We start from the raw sequence: 15688 nt of genomic DNA on the forward strand, positions 1-15688 counted from the left end.
AAACCTTCCTTTTAGGAAGGTTCTTCTACATTATTAAATAAACTTACTAATAATGCTTTTTGAGCATGTAATCGATTACCAGCTTGCTCAAAAACGATAGACTGTGGTCCATCAATAATTTCTCCTGTTACTTCTTCTTCACGATGAGCAGGTAAACAGTGTAAGAAACGATATGTTTGCTTTGCATGCATAACAAGTTCTTTATTGATTTGATAAGGTTGAAATAAAGTATATTTCTCTTCTTCTCCATCTTGCCCCATACTCATCCAAACATCAGTATAAATAAAATCTGCTTCCTGTACCGCTAATTCAGGATTATGCAAAATTTCAATTTCAGCGCCTGTTTCTTTAGCAATCGCTAACGCTTTTTTAACAATTTCCTCATTCGGTTCATACCCTACGGGTGTTGCCACAGTCATATTCATTCCGACTTTTGCACTCGCTAACAGTAACGAATGACACACATTATTCCCATCACCTACATAAGCCAATTTAATTCCTTTAAATGTATTCACTTCTTCATATATCGTCATTAAATCTGCTAATGCTTGACAAGGATGATGATCATCCGTTAATCCATTAATAACAGGAATGCTCGATTCTTTTGCCAACTCTTCTACATCCGCGTGTGAGAATGTACGTATCATAATCCCATCAATATAATGAGACAGTACTTTCGCAGTATCAGAAACGGTCTCTCCTCTTCCGATTTGCATCTCCTTCCCACTTAAAAACATTCCATGTCCTCCGAGCTGTACCATTCCTGCTTCAAAAGATACACGAGTACGAGTTGAATGTTTATCAAAGATAAGCCCTAATATTTTACCTTGTAATAAAGGCTCTTGCTTATTCTTTTTTAAATATATAGCGAACTCAATTAAAGAAATAATTTCTTCTTTCGTTAATTCTTCTAGTGTTAAAAGATCTTTCGTATTTAATTTCGGTACTTGTACAGTTGACATGAAATTTCCCCCTTATATGATTGATACGTTTTTTGTACAAACTACTTTTTTTATCATATATACTGCCTGTTCTAACTCTTCATTCGTTACAATGAGTGGCGGTAATAGTCTTATGACATTCGGCCCTGCTTGTAATACGAGTAGCCCGTCTTTTTCAAGTTGTTCTATAAAATTTGAAACTTCATGCTTATATTCGATTCCAATCATAAGCCCCTTGCCACGAATATTTTGAATACATTCGACATGACATAACTCTTCTTGCAATCTCTTTAATACGTATTCGCCCTTTTCCTGTACGTCTTTTAAAAAGGATGGTTCCTTGCTTACCTGTAACACTTCTTTCGCAGCAGTCATCGCAATATAATTCCCTCCAAAAGTTGAACCGTGTGATCCCGCATTAAAAGAAGAGCCCAGTTCTTTCCTACCAATTACTGCTCCAACGGGAATACCATTTCCAAGAGCCTTAGCGATAGTAACGATATCAGGTTTTATTCCCATTTGTTCGTAAGCGAATAGTGTTCCGGTTCTTCCTATACCCGTTTGTACTTCGTCTATAATAAATAGAGAACCGTACTTATTACATAATATTTCGATTTCTTTCAAAAAAAACGAATCAGCTAGTATGACCCCGCCCTCTCCTTGAACAACTTCTATCATTACTGCCGCAACTTCTTCATTCATTACTTCCTCTAATGCTTGTATATCGTTAAAAGGGATATGTAAAAAAGACGGAAGTAGTGGACCAAACCCTTCTTTCACCTTATCTTGACCTGTTGCACTCATCGTTCCAAATGTTCTACCGTGAAAAGACTGCTCACATGTTACGACTAGAGATTTTCCAGTATGCTTACGAGCTAGCTTTAAAGCTGCTTCATTCGCCTCTGCCCCGCTATTACAAAAAAACACATAATCTAATGCTGTATTTTCTGTTACTAACGATGCAACCTCTTCTTGTAAGGAGTTTGTAAATAAATTCGATATATGCCATATGTCTCCAAGTTGCTTTTCAACCGCCTTTACAACAGTAGGATGACAATGTCCTAAATTACATACTCCAATACCGGAAGTGAAATCTACATATTGCTTACCATGTTTATCAATAACTTTCGTTCCATTCCCCTTTACAAACTCAACGTTTCTTCTTCCATACGTTTGAAAAAGATGACTCGTCATACAATACTCACGCCTTTCGTTACCGTCGTTCCGATACACTCGCCTGTGACCTCAGTAAAATCCTTTGTACCATTCACAATACTTACCTTTTGTACTCCCATTTTTAATGATGTAAGTGCCGCCTGTACTTTCGGAATCATCCCGCCTGTAATAACACCTTTTTCTATAAAAGTTGCAATTTCAGACTCATCTGTTTTCTTTACCAATTTCCCTTCATTTAATATCCCATCTACATCTGTAATGAAAATAAGTTCTTTTGCGGATAGCGCATCCGCAATCCCAGCTGCAGCAGTATCCGCATTTATGTTATACACCTCATTACCATTTATTCCGATTGGGGCAATAACAGGAATATAATTCATATCTATTAATTTTTTTAATAAGGTTGTTTCTACATAACTTACCTCTCCTACATATCCTATTTCTTCGCTGGCAGGTTGAACTTGAAGTAAATTACCGTCACACCCTGAAAGCCCTACGGCCAGTAAATTATGCTTTTGTAAATTCATTACAAACTTTTTATTTGTACTACCACATAGCACCATTTGAACAACATCCATCACTTCTTTTGGTGTTACTCGTAATCCATCTCTTTTTTCCACTTTGATATGACACTCTTTTAATTTGGCATCAATTTCTGGGCCACCACCATGGACAATCACTATCTTATACTTCTGTTGCAATTTCTTTATACAATCAAAAAACACATCATTTAATTGATCCAACATGCTACCGCCGCATTTAATTACGATATAATCACTCATCTTCTCTCTCCTTATGTACGATAACAAGCGTTTATTTTTACATAATCATAACTTAAGTCGCATCCCCAAGCTGATCCGGTCTCTTTTCCTACATGTAAATACACATCAATAATAATTTCATGTTCTTTTAATTTCTTTTTCATTTCCTCTTCAGAAAATATTTGAGGTTCACTATTTTTTAGCACAACGATAGATTGAAGAGTAATATCAATTGTATTTGGATTAATCGTTACTTCACTTTGTCCAATACTGCTAATAATTCGCCCCCAATTTGGGTCTTCACCGTGTATTGCGGTTTTCACAAGACTTGAACCAACTATTTGCTTTGCAATTTTCTTTGCCTCTTCACTCGCTTTAGCCCCTAGCACATTTACTTCTATTAACTTCGTAGCACCTTCACCATCTTGTGCAATTTTTTTTGCTAAATCTTCACATACCTTCTGTAAAGTAAATACGAAAGTTTCCCAGTCTGTGTGTTCCATATTGATTGGTTTCGTTTCCGACAATCCACTTGCCATAACGATGACCATATCATTTGTAGAAGTATCTCCATCTACCGTAATTTGGTTAAATGTATGATTCGTAATTTGTGATAATGCTGTTTGCAATACTTCATGCTCTATATTGGCATCTGTTGTAATAAAACTAAGCATCGTTGCCATATTCGGATGAATCATTCCTGAACCTTTAGCAACACCAGCGATAGTCACTTCTTTTCCATCAATAATCATCTCATAACAAGTTTCTTTCGTTATAAGATCCGTCGTTAAAATTGCTTCACAAAAAGAATGAGCTTCACTTACCTCTTTTGTCGGTATAAGAGATGTAACTCCCTTGCGGATGCTATCCATCGGTAAAGGTACTCCAATTACACCAGTTGAACCGACCGCAACGTAATTTTCTTTTACACCAAAGTGTTCTGCCCCTAATGTTCGTATCTCGTAAGCATCTTGTAGCCCTTTCATTCCTGTACAAGCATTTGCATTTCCGCTATTAACGATAATTGCTTGTAATTTCCCTTCAGTTGCTATACTATCTTTCGTTACTTGCAGGGGTGCTGCTTGTATTTGATTTGTTGTATAAACAGCGGCGCACGATGCTGGTACGTCACAAACGATTGCACCTAAATCCTTTTTCTCCTTTTTCAAACCATTGCTAGTACCGATTGCCGAAAAGCCTTTCGGCGTTACAATTGAACCACTTTCTAATTTTGTAATAGACGCTACTTTAATCATCATGTCCCCCTTATGGATAAAGCGGCATATGCTGTAAACCTGTTGTCTCTTCCAATCCCGCTAATACATTTGCGTTTTGAATCGCTTGCCCAGCCGCACCTTTCATCATATTGTCTATAACAGAAACGACTGTAACTCTTTCTGTTCTTTCATCGTAAGCTACCCCAATATCACAATAATTTGAGCCCCTTACTTCTTTCGGACTTGGAAATTCTCCATGAGAGCGAACTCGAACGAAAGCTGAGTATTCATACGTTTCTTCATACAATTTTTGAAGCTGCTCTATTTTCATTTCCTTTTTCACTTTCGCATAAAGTGTAATCATAATCCCCCGTGATATCGGTATTAAATGTGTACTAAACGTGATTGGCTTCATTTCACTATTCCACTCTGCAAGCATTTGCTCAATCTCAGGAATATGCTGATGCTGATTAACTTTATAAATGTGTAAGTTATCATATAACTCAGGAAAGTGAGCCATTGTTGTTGGCGTTTTGCCCGCTCCAGATACTCCTGATTTCGCATCAATAATAATGGAATCTTCTTCAATTATGCCGCTACGCGTTAACGGCGCTATCGCTAATAATACAGCTGTAGCAAAACATCCTGGGTTTGCAATTAAATCTGCATTTTGAACCTCAGACCTTTTCCATTCACTTAGCCCATATACTGCTTTCCTAAGAATTTCTTCTTGTGCAGCTGGCCTTTTATACCACAGTTCATATGACGAGGGATCTATCATACGAAAGTCTCCAGATAGGTCAATTACTTTTAAACCTACCTGTAATAATTTTGGAGTTAATTCTGCCGATACACCTGCTGGGGTTGCTAAAAATACAATTTCTGCTTCCTTCTCTATTTCCTCCACATCAATTTCTTGTAACGTATGGACAAGGATATTTCGAAAATGTGGATATACATTCGCTATACATTCACCAACTTGCGAAAAAGAATGGAGAGATGCTATCGAAAAATACGGATGCTGCTCTAATAACCGAATTAATTCAATACCTCCATATCCAGTTGCTCCAATAATTGCGACTTTCATAAGTTCCTCCTCATATTGATTCTTTAAATTAAGTATGATTATAATATTGTATATTTATAGAGTCAATTAAATATTTATAAATTTTCCAAAACTAAAAAACTTAATTTTACTAGAAAAATAATATACTCAACCGAATTTTTATACAAAAATAGTGCATGGTAGTTTTTTTATTTCACTTCAAGTACAATAAAACAATACATACGTACATACAGGCGGGGAAAAATATGAACGAAAAGTTAATTGAGAAAATGATTATAAAAAGTTTTCAGCAATATCAATGCAATCCTGTATCAAAAGAGGATCAGGAAATGTTAGTGAAACATATTCAAGCGATTATTCATTCGAATAATGAAATTGACGTATACGAGGCAATTGAGGATACCGTTTACGATTATGTGACTGGAAAATAAAAAAATAGGAGATTTCCATATGGAAATCTCCTATTTTTTACTTAATGATTTTCCCGCTACACGTTCAAATAAACCAGGGAATAACGCATAGAGCTTAGGCCCCATTCCCATCCACTTCGGCAAATTCACTTCACGTTTTTTCGTTTGCATCGCCTTTACGATTTGTTCTGCTACATATGTTGGTTTTAACATGTAACGTCCCATATTTTTTACATATGTACCAGATTGATCAGCTATTTCAAAAAAGTTCGTATCTATCGGTCCTGGGTTAATTGCTGTTACATAAATATCTGTATTCGATAATTCCATGCGCAAACTATTCGTAAATCCTAATACGGCATGTTTCGTTGCTGCATAAGCACTCGATTTCGGAGTTGCAATTTTCCCAGCAAGTGAAGCTATATTAATTATATGTCCTTCGTTTCTTTTTACCATATAAGGTAATACCGCTTTCGTACAAGCTACTAGTCCAAATACATTTACTTGGAACATATCCTTTACTTCATCCATTGATGCCTCTTCAAACGTTTTAAAAATACCAAAACCCGCATTGTTTACCAATATATCAATACGTCCCACTTCTTGTAATACCTTTGAAAAAACAGATTGTACTTTCGTCTCTTCACTTACGTCTAATACATAATAATAGCAAGGCGTATTATAAGTTTTTTTTATTTTGTCTGCTAACGCTTGTAGTTTCTCCTCTGTTCGAGCCATTAATACTGGAGTCGCTCCCTGCTCTGCAACTTGCATTGCAACTTGCTCTCCAATTCCACTAGAAGCGCCTGTAATGACGATTACTTTTTCTTGTAAGCGTCCTGTCATTGCTGTCACCTACTTTGCATAATAAATCAATTGTTGCGAAGATTCATCAATCATCACTTGTTGATTATATGCTAAAAAGTCTAATTGTCCAACAGTTTCGGAGATAGTAAGCGGCAATTGTTCTTTATATAATACTGGAAATAGCTTCACACATACTTCAAATGCTGTCATCGGTTTTTCCTTTAATAACTCAAGTACTTTAAATGCACGTGTTTCTTGCTTTTGTAACCTCGTTTCAATAAGTTGTTTCACATTTAGAACATCTTCCCCATGCCCTGATAAAATACGTGAAATATTCATTTCACTTAAACGTTTTAACGTTTGATTGTATTGTAGCAATGGACGTGCTCTTTCCGTTTGCCCTTCATATGGTGGTTCTAATATTGGATTTGAAGAAATATGACTAATGAGAGCATCCCCACCAATTAATATCCCATCGGATTCTCTATATAAAGAAATATGAGTAGAAGCATGGCCTGGGGTTTCAATTACTGTAAACCCAGGTAAAGAATCAATACGATCCCCCTCTCTCACAGTATGTGTTAACGATCTATTACAAGAATATTTAAGTGTCCTTGTCGTCAATAATGCCTCATCATTCAAAAATGCTGCTGGAACACCGAACTGCAAGGCTGTCTCTCTAAAAAACTCATGATACCGCTTTAAAAACTCTGGATTTTGCGTGATCCACGGCTCATTCCAAGGGTGTCCAATAATATTCGTTTTCTCAGAAAATATATTTAAAAGTCCACAATGATCCGCATGATGATGCGTAATCACTACCGTTTCAATATCTTCTATCGTATAACCTAATGCACCTAATTGACTTTCTAACGCATTTTTTGCCTCTTCTGTATTCGTCCCTGTATCAATTAATGTTAATGTCTCCCCCTCAACTAAAAACACATTCACAGTCTCAACTGCAAATGGCACAGGAATCTCCATTCGGTGAATCGCCGTCATGCTTAGCCCCCCTGACTCTTTCCGGTTCAAAAATGAATACTTCTTCAGTTTACAACTTCTACATAAATTTGTCATTATTTTCAGATAAAAAGAGGTGTTTTCTATAAAAAACCGAATGTATGTACATTTATAAGTATTTCTAACCAAGTTTAAAGGAGGAACATCATGTCTATTCAAAACATATCCTTTCTCGGTGCAGGCTCTATTGCCGAAGCGATTATTGGTGGATTGTTACACGCAAATGTAGTTAAAGGAGAACAAATTACCGTAAGTAATCGTTCTAACGAGACAAGGTTACAAGAGCTACATACAAAATATGGTGTCAAAGGTACGCATAACAAAAAAGAACTACTTGCTAATACAAATATTCTTTTTCTAGCAATGAAACCAAAGGATGTTGCAGAAGCGCTTACCCCTCTTAAAGAATATATAAATAAGGATTTGCTTATTATTTCGCTATTAGCAGGTGTTTCTACTCACTCGATTAGAAACCTACTTCAAAAAAACGTTCCGATCATTCGTGCAATGCCAAATACATCTGCCGCTATTTTAAAATCAGCTACCGCTATTTCGCCTTCAAAACATACAACAGCGGAACATATTCAAACTGCAAAATCTTTATTTGAAACGGTCGGTCTCGTCTCTGTTGTAGAGGAAGAAGATATGCATGCTGTCACTGCATTGTCTGGAAGTGGACCAGCTTATATTTATTACGTAGTAGAGGCGATGGAAGACGCCGCAAAAAAAATTGGTTTAAAAGAAGATGTTGCAAAATCGCTTATTCTTCAGACGATGATTGGTGCTGCTGAAATGCTAAAAGCAAGCGAAAAACACCCTTCTGTTTTGCGAAAGGAAATTACATCTCCTGGCGGAACTACCGAAGCAGGCATTGAAGTATTACAGGAAAATAAATTTCAACAAGCACTCGTTTCTTGTATTACACAGGCAACGAAACGATCACATGATCTTGGAAAAACATTAGAACAACTCACAAAAGAAAAATAAAAATGGAGCTCAATCTTACTTGAGCTCCATTTTTTATCATCATATACTTTTAGTTATTACTCTTTCCAAAAATCTCTTCTTGTAGACGACGACCTGTCGGTGTTGCTGCAAGCCCGCCTTCAGCTGTTTCACGAAGTGCTACTGGCATCGTTTGTCCGATTCTAAACATTGCCTCAATCACTTCATCACATGGAATTGTACTCGTTACACCAGCTAATGATAAATCCGCTGAAATCATCGCATTTGAAGCACCCGCTGCATTACGCTTTACACAAGGTACTTCTACAAGTCCTGCAACAGGATCGCACACTAAACCAAGCATATTCTTTAACGAAATTGCCATCGCTGTAGCTGCTTGATCTGGTGTTCCACCAGCCATCTCAACTGCTGCTGCCGCTGCCATTCCACTTGCTGAACCAACTTCTGCTTGGCATCCTCCTGCCGCACCAGAAATACAAGCATTATTCGCAACTACCATACCGAAAGCTCCTGCTGTAAATAAAAATTCAATCATTTCTTCACGTGTAGGTTGTAATTTTTCTTTCAGTGCAAACAGTACACCTGGCACTGTTCCAGCAGAACCTGCTGTTGGTGTTGCACAAATAATCCCCATCGCCGCGTTTACTTCATTTGTTGCAACAGCTTTACTCACTGCGTCCAAAATCGTATCTCCAGATAAGCCTTTTCCGCTCTTCATATACGCTTGAACTTTTACAGCATCACCGCCAGTTAAACCAGTTGGTGATTTCACGCCGCGAATACCACGTTCTACTGCTTGTTCCATCACGACTAAGTTCTTTTCCATACCAGCAATTACTTCTTCACGTGAAATATGTCTTGTTTCCATTTCACATTGAATCATAATTTCTGCGATTTTTACATTTTGTTCTTTAGCTTGCGCCACTAGTTCCGCTGCGTTCCGAAACATGGTGTGTCCCCCCTGCAATTAATCCATAATAGTTACTTGACAAATATTTTGTTGCCCTTTTATTTCTTCAATCACTTCATCTGCTAACAATTCATCTGTTTCAATGACCATAAGCGCTCTTCTTCCTTTTTCTTTACGAGAAACGCTCATTGTACTAATGTTAATCTCGTGTTTCGCAAGAATGGAAGCTACAGCTGCGATAGCACCAAAGCGATCGTTATTTACAATAAGTAGTGCTGGACTCGTGCCTGTTAATTGAAGATCGAATCCGTTTAATTCTACAACTTCAATTTTACCGCCACCAATTGAGCAAGCAACAACTTCAATTTCCTCTTCACCTTTATACAGACGAATTTTCGCTGTATTTGGATGCGGAGCATTTGCATCTTCTTCAATGAATTCCACTTCAATCCCGCGTTCTTTTGCAATATCTAACGCACTTGGAATACGTAAATCATCTGTTTCAAATCCAAGTATTCCACCGATTAGCGCTACATCCGTACCGTGACCACGGTATGTTTTTGCAAATGAACCATATAATGAAATGCTAACTCTCTCTGGCTCATGACGAAACAGCTGACGAGCAACTTGCCCCATTCTTGCCGCGCCTGCTGTATGTGAACTTGATGGACCAATCATAACCGGACCAATAATATCAAACACTGAGCGGTACTTCATCATAACTCCCCCTAAACCTCTATGAAAAAAATTTATTCTACTATTTTATTAAGCTGCCACATTTGTTGCTGTTCCAGTTCTACCACGAATTTGTTCCGCTGTACGAATTGGATAGTTTTTGAATAAAATGAACCAATATCCTGAAATAATACCAGATACCATAATACATAAGAAATATAGCATTACTTTCATTTAAAACGATATAAGATAACCAGCAATAAATCCTGGTAGCAATCCAAAGTTTAACACAGAAGCCATTGCAAGCATAGCATAAACAGGTGATATAACCATTGTTAATACAACTAAATTTGCACCCGCTACTCAACCTAGACTACCTGCTGATGTTCTGAACTCTTTTAAAGAGTGGTATACCAATTAAATCCCCACCAACTTATTATTAAAAAAGCTTCTACTAAACCACTTGCAACAGCTACACTAGCTAATCATACCGTTTAGCTAAAAAGTAAAAAAGACTTAGTACAAATAATGATATCTTTCCTATTATAATCTCCATATTACTCTCTCATGTTTTAGTCAACTTCACTTGTTACGACAATGACTAATATGCATGTGACTTATAATAAATTGTAATCTGCCCTCATTATAGCTTGTTTTTTATAAAACGCTTACTTTTGTTGAATTTTAAAAGTTCTGAATAAAAGTCCCTTTCTGCTATTTGTATTACTTGTATGTCATCTGACTTATATAACAGTTTTTCTAAATAATCATTATTACGTATTTTTATCCTATATATTCAAACCATTCTAAGTTTCTGTATCATCCAAGTTTAAGTATAAAATAATAACAGTTTTATTTTTAAAATTTTTTAGACATAAAAAAATGGTAACCTAATGTTACCATTTTTCCAAAAATCATTATTTTTCTACTGGAAATGATTTTAAATCTGTCGCTATTTCTGTATTAGGAAATAACTCTCGTGCCTCTTTCAATAATTCCTTATATGTATCTCCTTGATAACGAGAACTAATGTGAGTTAATATTAATCGTTTCGCATTTGCATGAAGTGCAATGCTCGCAGCTTGCTTAGATGTGGAATGAAAATAATCATGCGCTTGTTGTTCATCGTCTGCCGCAAAAGTTGCTTCATGAACAAGTACATCAGCATTTTGTGCTAGCTCTCTACTCGCTTCGCAATATCGTGTATCACCTAAAATGGTAATAATTCTTCCCTTTTGAGGCGGACCGATAAAATCTTTTCCATTTAGTATCGTACCATTCTCTAATTCAACTACTTCTCCATCTTTTAAACGCTTAAAGATTGGCCCTGGTTTCACTCCCATTTCGAGCAATTTATCGACTAAAAGAACACCTTGTATATCTTTCTCTACAATACGATATCCAAAACATTCAATGCCATGTGACAATTTTTTCGTTTCTACATAAAACTCATTATCTTCAAACACAGTACCTTCTTCTGTTATCTCAACGATTTCAAGTGGATATTTCACATGTGTCGTACTTACTGATAATGCCACTTCAATAAATTGTTTAATTCCTTTTGGTCCGTACACTGTTAATTTTGTTGTTCCACCTTGAAACGAACGGCTACCCAATAAACCCGGCAATCCAAAAATATGATCGCCATGTAAATGCGTAATAAATATTTTTTCAATGCGGCGTGGACGTACAGACGTATGTAGTATTTGATGTTGCGTCGCCTCGCCACAGTCAAATAACCAAGTCTGTCCTCGTTCTTCTAACAACTGCAAAGCAATTGCTGAAACATTCCTTCCTTTTGAAGGAACACCTGCACCAGTTCCTAAAAATACAAATTCCACTTTCTTTCCTCCAGCTCTTTATATAATCTATCTTTCATCTTACGGAATGTTATTTCAAATGGCAAATTGAATTTACATAACCAATCATCTAGACAACTATATAACACGAACGTTATACTCAAAAAATTTAGCTATCGTTCGTGTTTTGTGGTAAAATAATTGTACTACATTTTAAGGGAGCGTTTTATTATGAAAGAAGTATTTCGTTTACAAACTGATTTTTCATCTTCATTTGATCGCTGGGTAAGTTCTTTCGTGTCTGATCACCCAGCACAATTAGAATGGACGACTTTAAAAGAATTAATCCATGAATATACAACATCACATACAAATGAGACATTACCAACATATATTTCTTCAGCTTTAACATATTACGCACAACGCGTTTCAACAACAAATAACTCAGAAATTGTTATTTTTGAAAATCCTACAATCTCATAATCTATTATAAAAAGCACTGTAATGAGTGCTTTTTATTTATATTCATTATTTTTTATTTTTCCAACTTATTCTCAAAAAATACAACTTATTTCATACTATATACCCTTCATAAATCTATTTGATTTTTCAAAAAAACAGATTAAAAAGATATTGACACTACGATTTTACAGTGCTAACATTCAACATGTAATTGAATATGGTCTCTGTTAGGTGAGGCTCCTGTATAGAGAAACGCTGCTGCCCAAAAATGTCGAGAGACGCCAATGGGTCAACAGGAAAGGTCGGAATGAAGGCCTTTTTTAACGTAGCTGGTTTCAGTACCTATGCTATACAGTGCTAAAACTCAACGAGGGAGAGGTGCATGTATTTTGTCATACACAAAAACTGTTTTTAGCTATGTTTACTAACAGGCTTTCGTGTGGACGTTTTTTAACTGTGAATTCAGACCTTTACTCGTTGTGAGTAAAGGTCTTTTTTATGTCTTTATGCACCTGACTATGAAACAAACATAGCATATTCAGAAACTATTAAATTGGACGGAGGTGAGGAACAGTGGCAAGTGATGATTCGGCCCAGATACCCATATGTTTTACGTTAATATTTCATCATGTAGGTAGGAAAGAAGCTGTTCCTCCTAATTTTAAATAGTCGAGTAACAGTTTGTTTCCTCCTTCATGCCAGAGGAGGAACTACCGATGTTTAATTTTCAAAGACAAGAAACAAAGCATGCTTACGATCAAGATAGCATGCAAACAAATAACAAAGTATTAGTGGAAGTTGCAACACAAGATATAAACTCTGCATTAAAACTTCTAGAAACTACAGAAAATGGACTCTCTAAACAAGAAGCGTCCCGTAGACTTTCTTTATATGGTCCGAACGAAATTGCTCATAATAAAACATTGCCGTGGTCCATTCAATTTCTGCTGGCATTTAAAAATCCATTTATTTTTGTTTTATTAGCTCTTGGAGCGCTCTCTTTTTTCACAGATGACATGCAAGGAACAATTGTCGTATCTGTAATGGTACTTCTAAGTTCAACGATTCGCTTTTTACAAGAATTCCGCTCTCAAAAAGCCGCGGATAAATTAAAGGCGATGGTTCGAACAACCGCGAGCGTCTTTAGAATAGATGGATTTGTACACGAAACAAAAAACGTAACGAATTTAAATCGAAATTATACAATAGAAATTCCAATTGAAGAACTTGTACCTGGCGATATTATTTCACTTTCAGCCGGTGACATCGTTCCAGCTGATGTGCGTATTTTATCGGCTAAAGATTTATTTGTTAATCAGTCTTCATTAACCGGGGAAGCACTTCCTGTAGAAAAATACGAAAACTGCTACCATACAGAAAACAAGCATATCTTACCAAAAAATATGAAAAAAAATTTCAATCCACTCGATATGGAAAACCTTTGCTTTATGGGTACGAATATTGTAAGTGGTAGCGCAAAAGCTGTTGTCGTTTCAACAAGTACCGATACGTATTTCGGCTCTTTAGCGAATAAAGTAATCGGGAAGCGCGCAGAAACAAGCTTTGATAAAGGTGTAAACAAAGTAAGCTGGCTCTTAATTACATTCATGCTTATTATGGCGCCCATTGTCCTTCTCATTAATGGATTCACAAAAGGTGATTGGCAAGAAGCTTTCTTCTTCGCTATCGCTATTGCAGTTGGTCTTACACCTGAAATGTTACCAATGATTGTAACTGCTAATTTAGCTAAAGGTGCTGTGAACATGTCTAAGCAAAAAGTTATTGTAAAACAGCTAAATTCTATTCAAAACTTAGGCGCGATGAACATTCTTTGTACAGATAAAACTGGGACATTGACAGAGGATAAAGTTGTTCTTGTTAGACATTTAGATCCTACTGGTAATCCATGCAATCGTGTATTACAGTTTGCATATTTAAATAGCTTCTATCAAACTGGATTGAAAAATTTAATAGATAAAGCTGTTATTGAGCATACAGAAGAAAAACAAACGTTCGACCCTTCAACGTTTCAAAAACTAGATGAAATTCCATTTGATTTTGCCCGCCGTCGCATGTCCGTCATCGTCAAAGACATCTCAGGTGAACATACAATGGTTTGTAAAGGTGCCGTGGAAGAAATTTTATCCATTTGTAACTACACTGAATCAAACGAAAAGATTGTTCAACTTACCGAGGAAATGCGCTCAAATGTCAAACAACTAAGTGAGACATTGAATGGCGAAGGTATGCGTGTAATTGCTGTAGCTTATAAAAAAAATAGAAAAATAAATGATAAAGAGTACGCGGTAAAAGATGAAACTAATATGATTCTCGCTGGATATATTGGCTTTTTAGATCCACCGAAACCATCTGCATCTGTTGCTATTCAAGCATTACAGAAACATGGTGTACAAGTAAAAATTTTAACTGGTGATAATGAAATTGTTACAAAAAAAGTTTGTAAAGAAGTTGGATTGGATATTGGTGAGCCTATCCTTGGCTACGAGATCGATTCTTTACCAGATAAAGCATTAGCAAAACTAGCCGAAGAAACAACAGTGTTCGCAAAAATAAATCCAATGCAAAAATCTCGCATTATTCGTGCCTTACAAGGGAACGGTCATACAGTAGGTTATATGGGGGATGGCATTAACGATGCCGTAGCATTACGTGATGCTGACGTTGGAATATCTGTTGATACTGCAACTGATATCGCAAAAGAGTCTTCCGATATTATTCTACTTGAAAAAAGTTTAACTATATTAGAAGCGGGTATTTTAGAAGGACGCACTACGTTCGGAAATATTTTAAAATATATTAAAATGACGGCTAGCTCTAACTTTGGAAATGTATTTAGTGTGTTAGTGGCCAGTGCTTTCATTCCCTTTTTACCGATGCTTGCCATTCACCTTTTAATTCAAAACTTGCTTTACGATATTTCACAGCTGTCTATTCCATGGGACAAAATGGATAAAGAATTTTTAGAAAAACCGAGAAAATGGGATACTGCAAACTTACGGAACTTCATTATTTGTATCGGCCCAATTAGTTCCATATTTGATATTATCACATACGTAGTCATGTGGAATGTCTTCGGTGCAAATACACCTAGCGAACAATCATTATTCCAATCTGGTTGGTTTGTCGTTGGACTGCTCACACAAACTTTAATCGTTCACATGATAAGAACACAGAAGATTCCATTCATTCAAAGTACTGCATCAGCACCGGTACTGTTATTAACCGCTTGTATTATGGCAATCGGAATTTATATTCCATTCTCACCACTTGGTGCGGCTGTTGGTTTACAAGCATTACCACTTAGCTATTTCCCTTGGCTAGTAGGAATACTATTAGGCTATGCTTTCTTAACACAATTCCTGAAAAAAGTTTATATTAAAAAGTTTCATAGCTGGTTATAAAGTGAAACTTTAATCAGTGGGGGTCTTACTGCCCGCAAATAGCGGGATAAAAACGA

Annotated in this window: 15 protein-coding genes and 1 riboswitch; of the genes, 4 read left to right on the forward strand and 11 right to left on the reverse strand. The window is 36.4% G+C overall.

All coding sequences use genetic code 11. The annotated features are described in order from the left end of the window. Nucleotides 1-11: 11 nt before the first annotated feature. The 5 genes from argF to argC are packed head-to-tail and all read right to left on the reverse strand — an operon-like array spanning nucleotide 12 to nucleotide 5182. The gene (argF, locus tag F0362_RS20335; RefSeq protein WP_000108847.1) at nucleotides 12-962 is read right to left on the reverse strand and encodes an ornithine carbamoyltransferase; all 951 of its coding nucleotides are present in this window, start codon (nucleotides 960-962) and stop codon (nucleotides 12-14) included. 12 nt (nucleotides 963-974) lie between these two features. Then, entirely contained in the window at nucleotides 975-2135 is a 1161-nt protein-coding gene (locus tag F0362_RS20340) for an acetylornithine transaminase (RefSeq protein WP_000200530.1), read from the reverse strand. Further along, on the reverse strand, nucleotides 2132-2899 hold the full coding sequence (gene argB / locus F0362_RS20345; protein ID WP_149889938.1) for an acetylglutamate kinase: 768 nt from the start codon (nucleotides 2897-2899) through the stop codon (nucleotides 2132-2134). The genes F0362_RS20340 and argB overlap by 4 nt, the downstream gene beginning before the upstream one ends. An 11-nt stretch (nucleotides 2900-2910) precedes the next feature. Further along, entirely contained in the window at nucleotides 2911-4134 is a 1224-nt protein-coding gene (gene argJ / locus F0362_RS20350; protein WP_000598404.1) for a bifunctional glutamate N-acetyltransferase/amino-acid acetyltransferase ArgJ, read from the reverse strand. Between the two features lie 10 nt (nucleotides 4135-4144). Next, nucleotides 4145-5182 carry an N-acetyl-gamma-glutamyl-phosphate reductase gene (argC, locus tag F0362_RS20355; protein WP_097837450.1) on the reverse strand — a complete coding sequence of 346 codons (1038 nt, stop codon included), beginning with the start codon at nucleotides 5180-5182 and terminating at the stop codon, nucleotides 4145-4147. A 224-nt stretch (nucleotides 5183-5406) separates the two neighbouring features. Here argC and F0362_RS20360 point away from each other — a divergent pair, with 224 nt between their 5' ends. Beyond that, nucleotides 5407-5592 carry a YqzH family protein gene (locus F0362_RS20360; RefSeq protein ID WP_001003213.1) on the forward strand — a complete coding sequence of 62 codons (186 nt, stop codon included), beginning with the start codon at nucleotides 5407-5409 and terminating at the stop codon, nucleotides 5590-5592. Between the two features lie 30 nt (nucleotides 5593-5622). On the opposite strand, the gene F0362_RS20365 is transcribed toward F0362_RS20360, so the two are convergent. Together F0362_RS20365 and F0362_RS20370 are read right to left on the reverse strand one after the other, a co-directional pair. Further along, nucleotides 5623-6417, reverse strand: coding sequence for an SDR family oxidoreductase (locus tag F0362_RS20365; RefSeq protein WP_000147787.1), 795 nt, complete (start codon nucleotides 6415-6417; stop codon nucleotides 5623-5625). A gap of 9 nt (nucleotides 6418-6426) precedes the next feature. After that, nucleotides 6427-7380 (reverse strand): MBL fold metallo-hydrolase, encoded by a 954-nt coding sequence (locus tag F0362_RS20370; RefSeq protein WP_000125110.1) that lies wholly within the window; start codon nucleotides 7378-7380, stop codon nucleotides 6427-6429. A 165-nt stretch (nucleotides 7381-7545) separates the two neighbouring features. Here F0362_RS20370 and proI point away from each other — a divergent pair, with 165 nt between their 5' ends. Beyond that, nucleotides 7546-8385, forward strand: a complete 840-nt coding sequence (gene proI, locus F0362_RS20375) for a pyrroline-5-carboxylate reductase ProI (protein ID WP_000027277.1) — start codon at nucleotides 7546-7548, stop codon at nucleotides 8383-8385. A gap of 49 nt (nucleotides 8386-8434) precedes the next feature. Here the strand turns inward: proI and sdaAA are convergent, their stop codons facing one another. The 4 genes from sdaAA to rnz form a co-directional block, all read right to left on the reverse strand. Then, nucleotides 8435-9313 (reverse strand): L-serine ammonia-lyase, iron-sulfur-dependent, subunit alpha, encoded by an 879-nt coding sequence (gene sdaAA / locus F0362_RS20380; protein ID WP_000489451.1) that lies wholly within the window; start codon nucleotides 9311-9313, stop codon nucleotides 8435-8437. An 18-nt stretch (nucleotides 9314-9331) separates the two neighbouring features. Then, entirely contained in the window at nucleotides 9332-9991 is a 660-nt protein-coding gene (sdaAB, locus tag F0362_RS20385; protein WP_000877455.1) for an L-serine ammonia-lyase, iron-sulfur-dependent subunit beta, read from the reverse strand. A 48-nt stretch (nucleotides 9992-10039) separates the two neighbouring features. Further along, nucleotides 10040-10174 carry a hypothetical protein gene (locus F0362_RS31255; protein ID WP_255257361.1) on the reverse strand — a complete coding sequence of 45 codons (135 nt, stop codon included), beginning with the start codon at nucleotides 10172-10174 and terminating at the stop codon, nucleotides 10040-10042. A gap of 692 nt (nucleotides 10175-10866) precedes the next feature. Further along, a complete protein-coding gene (gene rnz / locus F0362_RS20395) occupies nucleotides 10867-11790 on the reverse strand; it encodes a ribonuclease Z (protein ID WP_000397436.1) in 924 nt (307 codons plus the stop codon). A 189-nt stretch (nucleotides 11791-11979) separates the two neighbouring features. Here rnz and F0362_RS20400 point away from each other — a divergent pair, with 189 nt between their 5' ends. Together F0362_RS20400 and mgtA are read left to right on the forward strand one after the other, a co-directional pair. After that, entirely contained in the window at nucleotides 11980-12231 is a 252-nt protein-coding gene (locus F0362_RS20400) for a DUF3932 family protein (RefSeq protein ID WP_000665711.1), read from the forward strand. Between the two features lie 195 nt (nucleotides 12232-12426). Then, nucleotides 12427-12594: riboswitch (M-box (ykoK) riboswitch) on the forward strand. Nucleotides 12595-12926: 332 nt separating this feature from the next. Continuing rightward, nucleotides 12927-15632, forward strand: coding sequence for a magnesium-translocating P-type ATPase (gene mgtA / locus F0362_RS20405; protein WP_149889939.1), 2706 nt, complete (start codon nucleotides 12927-12929; stop codon nucleotides 15630-15632). Nucleotides 15633-15688: the final 56 nt, after the last annotated feature.

Origin of the sequence: Bacillus sp. BS98 (assembly GCF_008432245.1) — a bacterium.
Lineage (GTDB): Bacteria > Bacillota > Bacilli > Bacillales > Bacillaceae_G > Bacillus_A > Bacillus_A toyonensis.